Consider the following 14,505-nt stretch of genomic DNA (forward strand, 5'->3'; position numbering starts at 1 on the left):
ATGTCTAATTTTGCCAAGGTACAGCTTGAGCAGATCTGGCAGAAGACACTTCAGCTCATAAATGAAAGTGCACATTTCGATGATGCCGTATTCAACGCATGGTATAAAGAAGATTCTCATCTCTTTGATATAGAGGATGATTTTGCGACCATTGTTGTTCCTTATAAGATCAACAAGCAGATCATGATGGATTCCATCGATCTGATTCAGCAAAAGCTGTCTGATGTTCTGGATATGAAGGTCTCCTGTCAAATCCTGCTCAAGAGCGAAGTGGATATGCTTCAGCCATCATCTGTCATTAAAAGAAGAAATGAAATTTTATTTGAAGACAAAGTAAAAAAAGAGTACACCTTCGACAGCTTTGTCGTAGGGAAAAACAACCGGGAGGCTCACGCTGCGGCATTGTCCGTATGCTATTATCCCGGTAAATTCAACAATCCGTTGTTTATATTCGGAAATTCAGGCCTGGGGAAAACCCATCTGCTGCATGCCATCGGCAATTACGTCAAGGCAAACAAGGCGGATGAAAAGGTTTTATACATTTACAGTGAGGACTTCGTCACCCTGCTGATTGAGGCGATGAAAAACAAGACGGTTGAGGACGTAAAGGAAATGATCTGTTCGGTGGACTATCTGCTGATTGATGATATCCAGCGTCTGAAGCAGAGCACCTCACAGGAAATCTTCTTCAATATGTATAACAAGCTCATTTCCGACAACAAACAGATTGTCATTACCAGTGATATTCATCCTACAGAGCTGAAGGGAATTGAAAACCGTCTGATATCCCGCTTTTCCAGCGGTCTGTCCGTATCGGTAGGGTCTCCGGAATTTGAAACTGCGAAAGCTATTCTGCAGAAAAAGATGGAAGGCCGCAGCGATGAAATCATGATTGATGACGAGGTTCTCGATTATCTGGCAACCCGCTTTGCAAGTGATGTCAGAAAACTGGAGGGAACGCTCAACGAGCTGTTCTTTAAAGCAATATTATATAATCCCGAGCGGATTGATATCACCTTCGCGAAAGAAATATTCAAAGAAAATCCGATTGTTGTAAAGCAGGAGGATGAACTAACGCCGAAGAGGATAAAGAATGCGGTATGCGAATACTATGGTCTGACCAGAACCCAGATCGAATCAAAATCAAGAACCAAAAATATCGCCAATGCGCGTCATATCGCAATATACCTGTGCAGGACGCATCTGGAAATGCCGTTTGCCAAAATCGGTTTTGAATTTGGAAACCGTGATCATTCCACGATCATGTCCTCGTATGAAAAAATGATGAAGCTGTTAAAGGAAAAGGAAACATTTCAACAGGCAGTCATGCAGATTGAAAGTAATCTGGGGATAAAATAGCTAAGATATCCACATGTTTAAACTTTTCATCCACAGCAAAATTTGTTAAAATAAGCCTATGTTCAAAGTGTTTTTATAGCTTTTCCACACTTTCCACATACTTATTATTGTTTATTTACTTATAAAACATAAAAGAAGGGAGCATCACCCATGTACTTTAAGGTGTCTAAAAAAGAATTCTACAATGCATTATCTGTGGCATCCCGTGCCATCTCTACATTTTCACCACTTCCTGCGTTCTCCGGTATTAAGATTGACGCAAAAGAAGATTGTCTGATTCTGACCGGAAGTGATTCGGATGTATCCATTCAGACGAAACTGACAAAATCGGAAGAATGTGTTCTTGAGATTCGTGATATGGGATCAATCGTTATTGAAGCTAAGTATATTCTGGAAATCGTTCGTAAGATTGATGCTGATGAAATCGAGTTTGAAATGATTGACGGTTCCCTGACTAAAATCAGTGGAAACACTGCAGAGTTCAGAATCAATGGAATGCGTGCAAATGAGTATCCGGCTATCGACTTCTCCAAACCGAAGGAATGCTTTGCATTAAAAGAGGAAACACTGAAGAAAGTGATTTTGCAGACCAGCTTTGCGACAAGTGATAAAGAAACACGTCCGGTACTGACCGGTGTGAATTTCCACTGTGAAGGCAATACGCTGCACTGTGTCGCTACCGATTCCTATCGTCTTGCAAAGAAAACGATTGATATCAGCGAATCCCTGAACTTCAATATCACCATACCTGCCAAATCCCTGTCCGAGGTTGTTAAAACACTGGAAGGTGAAGGAGAGGTGGAAATTGCAGTCAATGATAAAAAAGCGCAGTTTATCATTCATGACACAATCGTACAGACGCGACTGATTGACGGTGTATATCCGGAAACAAGCCGACTGATTCCTTTACAGTTTGACTACGAGCTGACAATCGATTCCCGTGATCTTCTCAATGCTATTGACCGTGCAAGCTTTATTAAAAATGACGGGGTTTCCGTTATTAAATTCAGTCTGAGTGAGCAGGAATGCGTGCTTTCCAGCAAATCCGTGGAAGTAGGATCCTCCACTGAGGTTTTAAGCAGTGCCAGCTTCACAGGAAGCTCTCTGGAAATCAGCTGTAACGGACGATATGTCTTTGATGCAATCAAGGCATTGAGCGGCAGTCTGGTAACCTTCCGCCTCTGTGGAGAAATGAAGCCGTTTATCATTAAATCTGTGGATGATGATAATGTTTTACAGCTGGTACTTCCAGTCAGAACCTATGCATAAACAACAGGCAGTAAGGGGAACATCCTGCTGCCTTTTTCTATGTATTTTAACAAAAGTAGACCTTTTTCAGGAATGGAACGCAGCGTTTGAAAAGCGAATAAATTTACATGTGAAAAATGATGCAGAAAAGTTTGAAAACCATAGGAAAAACTAACAAAAAACCTTTAAATATGATATAATATATAGGAATGTGAAAGAGGTTTTATAATGGATATAAAGATAACCGGTGAATACATAACATTAGGTCAGCTGCTTAAAATGACGGATTTTATCCAGAGCGGCGGTGAAGCAAAATTTGCGGTAAAATCCCTGAAAATCAACGTGAACGGGGAACAGGAAAACCGCAGAGGACGCAAGCTGTATGCAGGTGATGTCATTGACATTGAGGGCAGCGTATTTTCTTTGTCATGAGACTGGAATCACTTCGTCTTCATAATTTTCGCAATTATGCAGATGTAAATGTCAGTTTTACCGACGGCATTCATATTCTGACAGGAAAGAATGCACAGGGAAAGACCAACCTGCTGGAATCTATCCTTTATTTATCAACGACCAGATCCCATCGAACCAGTGAAGATAAAGATCTAATCAAAGAAGGTGAACAGGCCTTCTTTATTAAAGCCTTGATTGCAAAGGAACAGAAAACGGAGGAAATCCGTGTGACGGTAAATGAAAAGGGGAAAAATCTTTTTATTTATCAGAATCCCGTGAATCGCGTCAGTGACTTCATAGGTGAATTTAACTCCGTTATGTTCTGTCCGGATGATATGAATCTGTTTCAGGCCTCTCCCCGCGTCAGAAGACGCTTTGTGGACATGGAGCTGAGTAAGATAAGTAAGAAGTATGTATCGACGCTTTACGTCGCTACACGGCTCTTAAAAGAGCGGAATGCTTATCTGAAGCAGGAACGGGTGGACCGCTCCTATCTCGAGGTCTTAACCTCACAGCTTGTGGATGCATCTGTTGTCATCATGAAGCAGCGGCATTTCTTTCTGGAGGAGCTGCTGGACAAATGCAGGACATTTTACCGCCAGCTTTCCAATGATGATACGGATATTACGGTTCGCTATCTCAGCTGTGTTCCTTTCTCGGACAGTGAGGAAGCGCTGAAGGAAGCTCTGCTGAGGAAATATCAAAAGCATCAGGATCGCGACCTGCTGTTGAAACAGACGACGGCCGGTATTCATAAAGAGGATTTTATCTTTGAAATGAACGGTCACGAGCTTGTCAGCTTTGCTTCCCAGGGACAGAAGCGAAGTGTATTGCTGGCATTGAAAATCGGTATGATTCATATGATTCATGAAATCATACAGGAATATCCGGTGTTATTGCTGGATGATGTATTTTCGGAGCTGGACAGCTATCGGAAACAGGAATTATTAAAATCTCTGCCCAAAGAGGTGCAGATTTTCATCTCCACAACAGATTTTGTGGAAATGGATGATATGAAAAGTGATCGCAGAGTCACGTTGTGGAATGTAAGCAACGGTACAATCGAGAGATGTTAGGAGGATGAACTATGGATGAGAATCAGATGAAAGAAATCGAAGAAATGGAAGATAAGGTTGATCATTCTTATACGGCTGATGATATTCAGGTCCTGGAAGGACTGGAAGCTGTACGGAAACGACCTGGTATGTATATCGGTTCTACCAGTGAGAGAGGTCTTCATCACCTTGTCTGGGAAATTGTTGATAACTCGATCGATGAGGCTCTTGCCGGATTCGCTACGGATATTGAAATAACGATTGAAAAAAATAACATCATCCGTGTAGAGGATAATGGTCGAGGAATGCCGACGGGAATCGTTGAAAAGACAGGAATATCCGGTGTGGAAACGATTTTTACTGTACTGCATGCCGGTGGTAAATTCGGCGGTGGTGCTTATAAGGTTTCCGGAGGTCTGCATGGTGTCGGTGCCAGTGTTGTTAATGCATTGAGTGAATGGCTGGAGGTTAACGTACATCAGAACGGACATGAGTTTTTCCTTCGTTTTGAAGACGGAGGCAAGGCAACAGGACCTTTGAAAATCATCAATGACAGCGAAAAGCATGGTTCCATTGTGCGTTTCAAGGCAGATCCTGAAATCTTTCAGGAAACACAGGAATATGATTTTGATACTTTGAATGCACGTATTCGTCAGCTGGCTTTCCTGAACAAAAGCATTCGTCTGGTGCTTTGTGATGAACGGGAAGCGGAGCCGAAACGAATTGAATATAAATACGATGGCGGTATCCGCCAGTATGTGGAATATCTGAACAAGAACAAGACGCCGCTGCATGAAGAGGTTGTGTATGTGGAAGGGATAGAGGACGGGATTCTTGCGGAAATCGCCATGCAGTATAACGATGGCTACATTCCAAGCATCTATTCCTTCTGTAACAACATCAACACGATGGAAGGCGGGACGCATGAGGATGGCTTCCGACTCGCTCTGACAAGGATTATCAATGCCTATGCGAGAGAGCAGGGAATGATAAAAAAAGACGAGACACTGGCTGGAGATGATGTGCGTGAGGGATTAACGGCTATTATCTCGGTAAAGCACCCCGATCCGCAGTATGAAGGACAGACAAAGACGAAGCTGGGAAACTCAGAGGTACGAAAAATTGTTTCCAGTATACTGGGTGAACAGCTGGATCGTTTCTTCATGGAGAATCCGGAAACAGCAAAGATTATTGTAGATAAGGCGATTCTTGCGAGCAAGGCACGTCTTGCGGCAAAAAAGGCAAGAGAGCTGACAAGAAGAAAATCAGCCCTGGAAATCACATCACTGCCCGGTAAGCTTGCGGATTGTTCCAGCAAGGATGCCTCGGAATGTGAAATCTATATCGTCGAGGGTGATTCCGCCGGCGGAAGTGCAAAGCAGGGAAGAAATTCCAAGTTTCAGGCAATTCTGCCACTGCGTGGTAAGATATTGAACGTCGAGAAGGCGCGTTTGCAGAGAATCTTCGAAAATAATGAAATTCGCTCTATGATCACAGCATTCGGCTGTGGAATCGGAGAGGAAATGGATGTCAGTAAGCTGCGTTATCATAAAATTATTATCATGACCGATGCCGATGTCGATGGTGCGCATATCTGTACACTGATGCTGACGTTCTTCTACCGTTACCTGCGTCCGATCATTGAGGGTGGCTATGTATATATCGCCATGCCACCGCTGTTCAAGGTTGCCAAGGGAAACCGTGTGGAATATGTGTATAAAGAGGAAGAAGTGGAAACGGTACGTGCTTCTATGGGGGAGAATGTAAACGTACAGCGATATAAAGGTCTGGGAGAGATGAATCCGGAGCAGCTGTGGGAGACAACCATGGACCCAGCATTCCGTACGCTGAAGCAGGTAAATATTGATGATGCTATGGAAGCTGACAGTATTTTTGAAATGCTGATGGGAGAAGAGGTTGAACCAAGACGTGACTTTATTCAGGAAAATGCAATCTATGCAACACTGGATATCTAAGGAGGTGTAAGGGAACATGGATTTAAACAAGGAAAAACTGATTCAGGTAGATATTTCAAAAGAAATGAAAACCTCCTTTCTGGACTATTCAATGTCTGTAATCGTAGATCGTGCACTGCCTGATGTTCGTGATGGAATGAAGCCTGTTCATCGCCGTATTCTGCATGCGATGAATGAGCTGGGAATTGTGGCAAGCAAGCCGTTTAAAAAGTCAGCGCGTATCGTTGGTGAAGTAATCGGTAAGTATCATCCGCACGGTGATATAGCCGTATATGATGCCATGGTTCGTATGGCACAGGACTTCAGCTACCGCTACATGCTGGTACAGGGACATGGTAACTTCGGTTCCATGGATGGTGACGGTGCGGCGGCAATGCGTTATACCGAAGCCCGTATGTCTAAAATCGCTATGGAAATGATGAAGGATATCAATAAGGATACCGTTGATTTCATACCCAACTATGACAATGAGGAAACTGAGCCGGCTGTGCTGCCTGCCAGATTCCCGAATCTGCTGGTAAACGGTTCTGTCGGTATTGCGGTAGGTATGGCGACCAATATACCGCCGCATAATCTTACAGAAACAATAGACGCAACCTTTGCCATTATGGATAATCCGGAGATTTCCGTTGTGGAGCTGATGGACAATTATATCAAGGGTCCTGATTTTCCAACAGGCGGTATCATTCTGGGAAGAGCCGGAATTCGACAGGCATTTGAAACAGGCCGCGGCTCTATCATGGTACGCAGTAAGCATCATCTGGAGGATATGGGCAACGGTAAGACAAGAATTGTTGTGACTGAAATCCCGTATCAGGTGAATAAAGCGAATCTGATTACCAAAATCGCAGACCTGGTAAGAGAAAAGCAGATTGAAGGTATCACCTATCTGAATGACGAATCAAACCGTGAGGGTATTCGAATCGTGATTGAGCTGCGTAAGGATGCTCAACCGGATGTTATTTTGAATCAGCTGTATCGTATGACACAGCTTCAGACCTCTTTCGGTGTCAACATGCTGGCACTGGTAGAGAAAACACCGAAGCAGATGGGAATCCGGGAGGCACTTCAGCATTATGTGAATCATCAGATTGACGTTACGGTACGCCGTACAAAATTTGAATTGAAAAAAGCTGAGGATCGTGCTCATATATTGGAAGGTTTGCGTATCGCACTGGATCACATTGATGAAATTATTCATCTGATTCGCTCCAGTCAGAATGATGCGGAAGCAAGAACTGGTCTGATGGAGCAGTTTAAACTCACGGAGATTCAGGCAAATGCAATCCTGGAGATGCGTTTGCGTCGTTTAACAGGCTTGGAACGCGATAAGATTGAAAATGAATATCGTGAGCTGATGAATACGATAGCAGATTTACGTGATATTCTTGCAAACCATGATCGTGTTCTCGGGATTATCCGTGATGAGCTGACTGAGGTTAAAAATCGCTTTGGCGATGAGCGTCGTACAGAAATCAGTGAGGCAGATTACGATATGCAGGATGAAGATTTAATTCCTGTTGAGGATGTTGTTATCACAATGACAACAAACGGTTATATCAAGCGTATGCCGACAGATACCTATCGTACACAGAACCGTGGAGGCCGCGGTGTGAAGGGTATGTCTGTAAATGAGGATGATATTGTTGATCTGCTGATTACAATGTCCACTCACGACTATCTGATGCTGTTTACCAATCTTGGCAAGGTTTACCGTATCAAGGGGTATAAGGTGCCGAATTCTGGTAGAACGGCTAAGGGCCTTCCGGTCGTGAATCTGTTAAATCTGGACAAGGAGGAGAAGGTGCGTGCACTTGTTCCTGTTCGTCCGGATAGTGAATCCTCCTTCCTGCTGTTTGTCACAAAGAACGGACTGGTTAAGCGAACACCGATGAGTGAATTCGATTCTATACGTCAGAATGGTAAAATCGCCATTACACTACGTGAATTTGATGAGCTGGTTGGTGTGAAGGAAACAACCGGAGATGATGAAATTATTATCGCAGGCTCCAATGGTAAGGCAGTTCGATTCCATGAAGATGATATTCGTGCTATGGGACGTACGGCAAGCGGTGTGAAGGGCTTTAATGTTGATGGCTCAATCGTAGTAGGTGCTGCCACTTCTAAAGAGGGAACACATCTGCTGGCTGTTAGTGAAAATGGTTATGGTAAGCGTACCGCTATTGAGGAATACCGTCTGACAACACGTGGAGCGAAGGGTGTAAAGACAATCAATGTTACCAATAAAACCGGTGAGCTTGTTTCCGTTCGCGCTGTAAATGGTGATGAGGATGCCATGATTGTTACAAACTCCGGTATTATTATCCGAATATCTGTTGATGATATTGGTATTTACAGCCGTAATACTCAGGGTGTTAAGCTGATCAACGTGGCAGATGAAGAATCTGTTGCCAAGGTGGCTATTGTTGAAAAGGAAGAAGAGGAGCCGGAAGAGGCTGCAGCTGGTGAAGCTTTGGAAAATAATGAAGAAACTACGGAACAGATAATTGACAATCCTGTAGAAGAATGATATAAAATAATAAAACGTTGAAAAGGTCAAGTAAGAAAGCAGGCTACTTTCAGAGATATAACGGTAGGTGTGAGTTATAATAGCTGCTTATGAAATCCGCCTTTGAGTGAATCAATGAACTATTAGTAGTTGATTACGGTAGCACCGTTATAGCTATGAGAGGGTATATCTTTATAGGTATATCAAAAAGGGTGGCAACACGAGGTATCGTCCCTTTATGGACATACCTCTTTTTTATATTCTAGGAGGTTATGATTATGCTTGATATGAAATTTTTACGCGAAAATCCTGAAATTGTAAAAGAAAACATAAAAAAGAAGTTTCAGGATCACAAGATTGAGCTTGTAGATAAAGTGATTGCTATGGATAAAGAGAATCGCTCTCTTAAACAACGAGGGGATGAGCTGCGAAGCAAGAGAAATGCTATGAGCAAGGAAATCGGCGGTCTGATGGCCAAAGGTTTAAAGGATGAGGCAAATGCTATTAAAGCCAAGGTTCAGGCTATGGCAGATGAAATGAAGGAAACAGAGGTTAAGGAAACTGAGCTTGCTGAGAAAATCAAGGAAATGATGATGCAGATTCCAAATATCATTCATCCTACGGTCCCGGTTGGTAAGGATGATTCAGAAAATGTTGAACTGCAGAAGTACGGCGAGCCTGTGATTCCTGATTTTGAAATTCCATATCATACAGATATTATGGAACGGTTTGAAGGTATTGATCTGGATAGTGCAAGAAAAGTTGCAGGGAACGGGTTCTATTATCTGATGGGAGATATTGCACGACTTCATTCTGCTGTCATTTCATATGCACGTGATTTTATGATTGATAGAGGATTTACATATGTTGTACCGCCTTTTATGATTCGTAGTAATGTTGTGACCGGGGTTATGAGCTTTGCGGAAATGGAAGGCATGATGTATAAGATTGAGGGCGAGGATTTGTATCTGATCGGTACCAGTGAGCATTCTATGATTGGAAAATTCATTGATACAATTCTTGATGAGAAAAAACTTCCTTATACTTATACAAGCTATTCTCCTTGCTTCCGTAAAGAAAAAGGTGCACACGGTATTGAAGAAAGAGGAGTTTACCGCATTCACCAGTTTGAGAAACAGGAAATGATTGTTGTTTGCAAACCGGAAGAAAGTGCAGACTGGTTTGTAAAGCTGTATACGAATACTGTTGATTTATTCAGAAGTCTGGATATACCAGTGAGAACCTTAGAGTGCTGTTCCGGTGATCTTGCTGATTTGAAGAATAAGTCTGTTGATGTCGAAGCATGGAGTCCACGTCAGAAAAAATATTTTGAAGTGGGAAGCTGTTCTAATTTGACAGATGCACAGGCAAGACGTCTTGGCATTCGCGTAAAGGGTGAGAATGGAAAATATTTTGCTCATACTTTGAATAATACGGTGGTAGCTCCACCTCGAATGCTGATTGCTTTTTTAGAGAATAATCTGAACAAGGACGGCAGTGTGAATATTCCGGAAAAATTGCAGCCATATATGGGAGGCACAAAAATATTGATGCCAAAAAATTAAGCAGTATTGAAAAGGTGATTTTTATATAAATTTCACCTTTTTTTAGTATCTAAAACAGCTTATTATTTGTTGGTTAAAAATAGCAGAAAAGCCTTTGTTTATCGTATTATTTGGATAAATAATACGATATTGTGACTCTCTGATTTACATCGATATTTGAATAATTGGACAATTGGTCATGTCGTTGCAAATGATTGCACAGCTTTTTTAGGCATTTTTGTTTCACGTGAAACAATTAAGGATAAATCAAGGAATTTCAGCTGTTACTTATGCTTGTTTCATAATGTTTTAAAAGAGATAATAAAAAATGTGTAAGCAAATAGAAGATAAGTTATAATGATGCTATACATAAAAAGGTAACCTTATATATGAAAATTATTTTTATACGAAGTAGGCGCAAATCCAATGTTAAGACAATTTCAAACTTTCTTATGTATGCACTAATGATTTTCTAATAATAAAATAAGAAAGCTTCCTCCAGTTGTAACGTGTTTGAGAAAAGAAAGTATCAAATTCTGTTGAATAATATAATGGTGATAAGTACTCAATGTAGTTATGTTCAACCTGAGTTTATGAACTGTTTAGAAAATTAGCCTGCTCATTCTTAAAGAGAATAAAAAGTATTCCGTTTTATGACAATATATTGTATCTGAAATACAATTCATATTACTATCTTGTTAATAGCTCAGATAAAAAAAATAGTGTTAATCTTAAGGATAAAGGAGTTTCCTTTATGAAATACAGGATAGACTTGTTCATCACTTGTAAAAGTCAAAATGGCAATTATAAAATATGTGAAAGCAAATTAACTGTTGAAAAAATCAGAGAATATGCTATAATATATAAGCTACTACAATGGTATCTACTGAATTAGGTCAGATTGGGAACAAAGCAGCCTTAAGGGAGCTCTATCATGTGTGGTAGCCCTTTTTTATATCTGAGGTAATTTTATGAAAGAAGAATATATGCGGGCTGCTTTAAGAGAGGCAGAGAAGGCTAAAAAAATAGATGAGGTACCCATTGGCTGTGTTATTGTTAAGGATGATAAAATTATAGCAAGAGGTCATAATCTCAGAGAAACAAAACAGCAGTCAATAAACCATGCTGAAATCATTGCAATTCAAAAAGCTTGTAAAAAGGTAGGAAGCTGGCGTCTTGAGGATTGTGATTTATATGTTACTCTGGAGCCCTGTTGCATGTGTGCCGGTGCTATTCTGCAATCACGTATCAGAACTGTTATCTATGGAACTGCTGATCCAAAGGGTGGAAGCATTGAAAGTACCTTGCATATGTATGAACAGCCGGGATATAACCATTATCCGAAAGTTGAATCCGGTGTTCTTCAAAACGAATGTTCACAGCTCTTAAAGAATTTCTTTAAAGAAAAAAGACTAAAAAAGAAATAAAAGCAAATACTGTAAGAAAGAAAAGTATTTGCTTTTCTTATGTAAAATTCATTGTCAGCATGATATAATTGACAGTGGAGAAAGCAGGTGAAGTATGGCATATAAAGCGTTATATCGTACTTATCGTCCAAACAGTTTTGATGAAGTAGCAGGACAAAAGCACGTTGTACAAACCTTGCAGCATGCAGTGGAACAGCATAAGATTGCACATGCTTATTTGTTCTGCGGCCCCCGTGGTACAGGAAAAACATCAATTGCGAAAATCTTTGCGAAAACTATAAATTGTGAGAATCCAAATCATAAACCATGTTTGGAATGTGATAACTGTAGGGCAGTACAGGATGGAAGCCATCCGGATATTATTGAGATAGATGCTGCCAGCAATAATGGTGTAGAAGAAGTACGTACACTGATAGAAAAAGTTAAGTATGCGCCATTGAAGGGTAAATATAAAATTTATATTATTGATGAGGTCCATATGATGTCAACGGGTGCATTTAATGCGCTGTTAAAGACGATTGAGGAACCACCGGAACATGTTATTTTTATTTTAGCTACGACAGAGCCGCATAAGGTGCTGCCTACGATTATTTCACGTTGTCAGCGATTTGATTTTACTAAAGTTCCACGTGAAGAAATCGTTCAGAGGATACATACTATTCTGGAGAGAGAACAGATTACGTGTGAAGAGGAAGTAATTCGGATTATTGCACAGCTTGCTGATGGCGGATTGCGTGATGCTTTATCTATTCTTGATCAATGTATTGCTTATGCACAGAATCATATCCAGGTGCATCATATCAATGAAATTTATGGCATTACAACCATACAGGAAAAATTAGATTTGTATCGTTATATCTATGGAAAAGATGCAGTATCCCTGTTAAATGCGATAGATCAGCTTATTGAAAAAGGTATTGATATCAAAAGGCTGACTGTTGATTTAATTGAAATATTAAAGGAGAGTATCATTTTCGAGTATACAAAGGATGCATCTCTGCTGCATATTCTAAATAGTGAAGAGGTTTTAACTCTGATTGATGGAAAATCTATTGCAGAGAGGTTTCAAATGATACATCTTCTAATGGAAACATATGATAAATATAGAAGTGCAGCAAATGCAGGATCTTATTTTGAGGTCTGTTTACTGCAAATGCTGGATGTAAAGGCAACTGTGGTGACAACGACGATATCACATCCATTGGAGACTCCTAGGCAGGAACAAAAACCAGTAAGCACTGTTAATAATGTTTCACGTGAAACATCTAAGAAGAAACCTATACTTGAGGTTCCTATGGATGATGAACCATTTACACCATATGATACACCAGTATTTGATTCACCAGTAACAAAGAGTGCGAAGTCTTCACATATACCGGAAAATATAGTAAGCAAGGAAATTACTGCTGTTTCAACAAAAGCTTTAAAACCATTGGATAATGAATTTGTTCTTGGACTTCTTGCCGGGGCAAATAAACCTGAAAAAGCAAAGGATAGTCAGCATTTTCAGAAAATACCTGAATTCATGCTCGATTTTAAATATGCTAAATATGGAAGTCTTTTAAAGAATGCAGGTATTGTAGGCAGTGGTAATACCTATATAGTGGTATGTGTCGATAATCAGGCAGTAGCAAATGAAATAAATGAGATGGACAGTAAAAATGAATTTCATGATTTCATTACTGAATTGATGGAAAAGAATAAAAAAATATTTGCTATTTCTGCTGATCAGCAGAAATATGTTATCAAAGAGTTTAAAGACCGTATGATTGCAGGTACATTGCCGGAGCCTATACAGATTGAAGCTGTGACGATTGAAAGAAAAGAAGTAAAAGAATTAACACAGGAAGAAGCTGTATTGGATTTGTTCGGTCAGGAAAATATAATAATAACGGAGGAATAAGATTATGAATATGCAGGGATTATTAAAACAGGCACAGAAAATGCAAAAGGAACTTACTAAGCTGGAAGATGAATTAAATGAAAAAGTATATGAAACAACAATGGGTGGTGGCGTTATCAAGGTAGAAGTAAAAGGAAGCATGTCTGTAGAAAGTATCTCAATTGATGAAAGCTTGCTGGAGAAAGATAACAAAGAAGATTTAGAGGATATGCTGAAATCTGCCTTGAATGATGCATTCGCTAAAGCAGTCGAGGATAAAGAAAAAAATATGAATCAAATTACAGGCGGAGTGAAAATGCCAGGTGGCTTCTAATGTATCCTAAGAAATTTGAAGCACTTGTTGAATGCTATCGGAGACTACCGGGTGTAGGAATAAAAACTGCAGAACGCTATGCATTTCAAACGCTCGAATGGGATGATGAAACTATGGACTCTTGGATTCATGCATTTCAAAACGCAAAAGAAGGCTTAAAAAAATGTGCGGTATGCGGCAACTTATCGGAAGATGACACATGTGATATTTGTGGTGATAAAAGTAGAAATAGTCAGATTATATGTGTTGTACAAAGTCCAAAGGATGTTATCGCAATGGAGAAAACTAAAGAATACTCTGGAGTATATCATGTGTTGAATGGTGTTATCTCAACATCAAAAGGTATACTGCCTGAGGATATCAACATAGACTCTCTATTAAACAGAATCAGTGAGGAAACCGAGGAAATTATTATTGCAACCAATCCGACAGTCGAAGGTGAAACTACAGCATTGTACTTATCAAAGCTGCTGGAAAAATATCCGGTTACTGTAACAAGGATTGCACATGGTCTTCCAATGGGCGGACATTTGGACTATGCGGATGAATTAACCTTGATTAAAGCAATTGAAGGAAGAAAGAAAATGGAACCATAATGTTGGTTCTTTTCTTTACTGTATTATAAAATGTAAGAAGTATATAGTAAATGAGGAAGGACAGGAATACCATGCTTTCAAATGTATGGATGTTTAAATAGCGTTTAAATCAAGAATATGAA

Annotated in this window: 11 protein-coding genes, 1 other RNA gene and 1 other annotated feature; all 12 genes read left to right on the plus strand. The window is 40.2% G+C overall.

What is annotated here, in order from left to right:
* The 12 genes from dnaA (at position 1) to recR (ending at position 14,383) form a co-directional block, all read left to right on the plus strand.
* Complete coding sequence (gene dnaA, locus ACG3M1_RS00005; RefSeq protein ID WP_002606678.1) at positions 1–1,359, plus strand: chromosomal replication initiator protein DnaA; 1,359 nt, start codon at positions 1–3, stop codon at positions 1,357–1,359.
* A gap of 150 nt (positions 1,360–1,509) precedes the next feature.
* The gene (dnaN, locus tag ACG3M1_RS00010; protein WP_008816042.1) at positions 1,510–2,628 is read left to right on the plus strand and encodes a DNA polymerase III subunit beta; all 1,119 of its coding nucleotides are present in this window, start codon (positions 1,510–1,512) and stop codon (positions 2,626–2,628) included.
* A gap of 207 nt (positions 2,629–2,835) precedes the next feature.
* Positions 2,836–3,039 (plus strand): S4 domain-containing protein YaaA, encoded by a 204-nt coding sequence (gene yaaA, locus ACG3M1_RS00015; protein WP_002606680.1) that lies wholly within the window; start codon positions 2,836–2,838, stop codon positions 3,037–3,039.
* Positions 3,036–4,136 (plus strand): DNA replication/repair protein RecF, encoded by a 1,101-nt coding sequence (gene recF / locus ACG3M1_RS00020; protein WP_217792847.1) that lies wholly within the window; start codon positions 3,036–3,038, stop codon positions 4,134–4,136. Before yaaA ends, recF begins: the two co-directional genes overlap by 4 nt.
* Positions 4,137–4,147: 11 nt before the next feature.
* A complete protein-coding gene (gyrB, locus tag ACG3M1_RS00025) occupies positions 4,148–6,091 on the plus strand; it encodes a DNA topoisomerase (ATP-hydrolyzing) subunit B (RefSeq protein ID WP_002606682.1) in 1,944 nt (647 codons plus the stop codon).
* Between the two features lie 16 nt (positions 6,092–6,107).
* Entirely contained in the window at positions 6,108–8,621 is a 2,514-nt protein-coding gene (gene gyrA / locus ACG3M1_RS00030; RefSeq protein WP_257332308.1) for a DNA gyrase subunit A, read from the plus strand.
* An 8-nt stretch (positions 8,622–8,629) separates the two neighbouring features.
* Positions 8,630–8,839 (plus strand) — a binding site (T-box leader).
* Positions 8,840–8,878: 39 nt separating this feature from the next.
* Positions 8,879–10,165, plus strand: a complete 1,287-nt coding sequence (gene serS, locus ACG3M1_RS00035; RefSeq protein ID WP_008816039.1) for a serine--tRNA ligase — start codon at positions 8,879–8,881, stop codon at positions 10,163–10,165.
* An 839-nt stretch (positions 10,166–11,004) separates the two neighbouring features.
* An RNA gene (gene ffs, locus ACG3M1_RS00040) (signal recognition particle sRNA small type) lies at positions 11,005–11,102 on the plus strand.
* A gap of 13 nt (positions 11,103–11,115) precedes the next feature.
* Complete coding sequence (gene tadA / locus ACG3M1_RS00045) at positions 11,116–11,571, plus strand: tRNA adenosine(34) deaminase TadA (protein ID WP_008816038.1); 456 nt, start codon at positions 11,116–11,118, stop codon at positions 11,569–11,571.
* 94 nt (positions 11,572–11,665) lie between these two features.
* On the plus strand, positions 11,666–13,474 hold the full coding sequence (gene dnaX / locus ACG3M1_RS00050) for a DNA polymerase III subunit gamma/tau (RefSeq protein WP_008816037.1): 1,809 nt from the start codon (positions 11,666–11,668) through the stop codon (positions 13,472–13,474).
* Between the two features lie 4 nt (positions 13,475–13,478).
* Positions 13,479–13,787: a YbaB/EbfC family nucleoid-associated protein gene (locus ACG3M1_RS00055; RefSeq protein ID WP_002606688.1), complete on the plus strand. Its 309-nt coding sequence runs from the start codon at positions 13,479–13,481 to the stop codon at positions 13,785–13,787.
* Positions 13,787–14,383, plus strand: coding sequence for a recombination mediator RecR (recR, locus tag ACG3M1_RS00060; protein WP_008816036.1), 597 nt, complete (start codon positions 13,787–13,789; stop codon positions 14,381–14,383). Before ACG3M1_RS00055 ends, recR begins: the two co-directional genes overlap by 1 nt.
* Positions 14,384–14,505: the final 122 nt, after the last annotated feature.

It is taken from the genome of Clostridium sp. 10cd*, from assembly GCF_044336395.1.
Lineage (GTDB): Bacteria > Bacillota_I > Bacilli_A > Erysipelotrichales > Erysipelotrichaceae > Clostridium_AQ > Clostridium_AQ innocuum.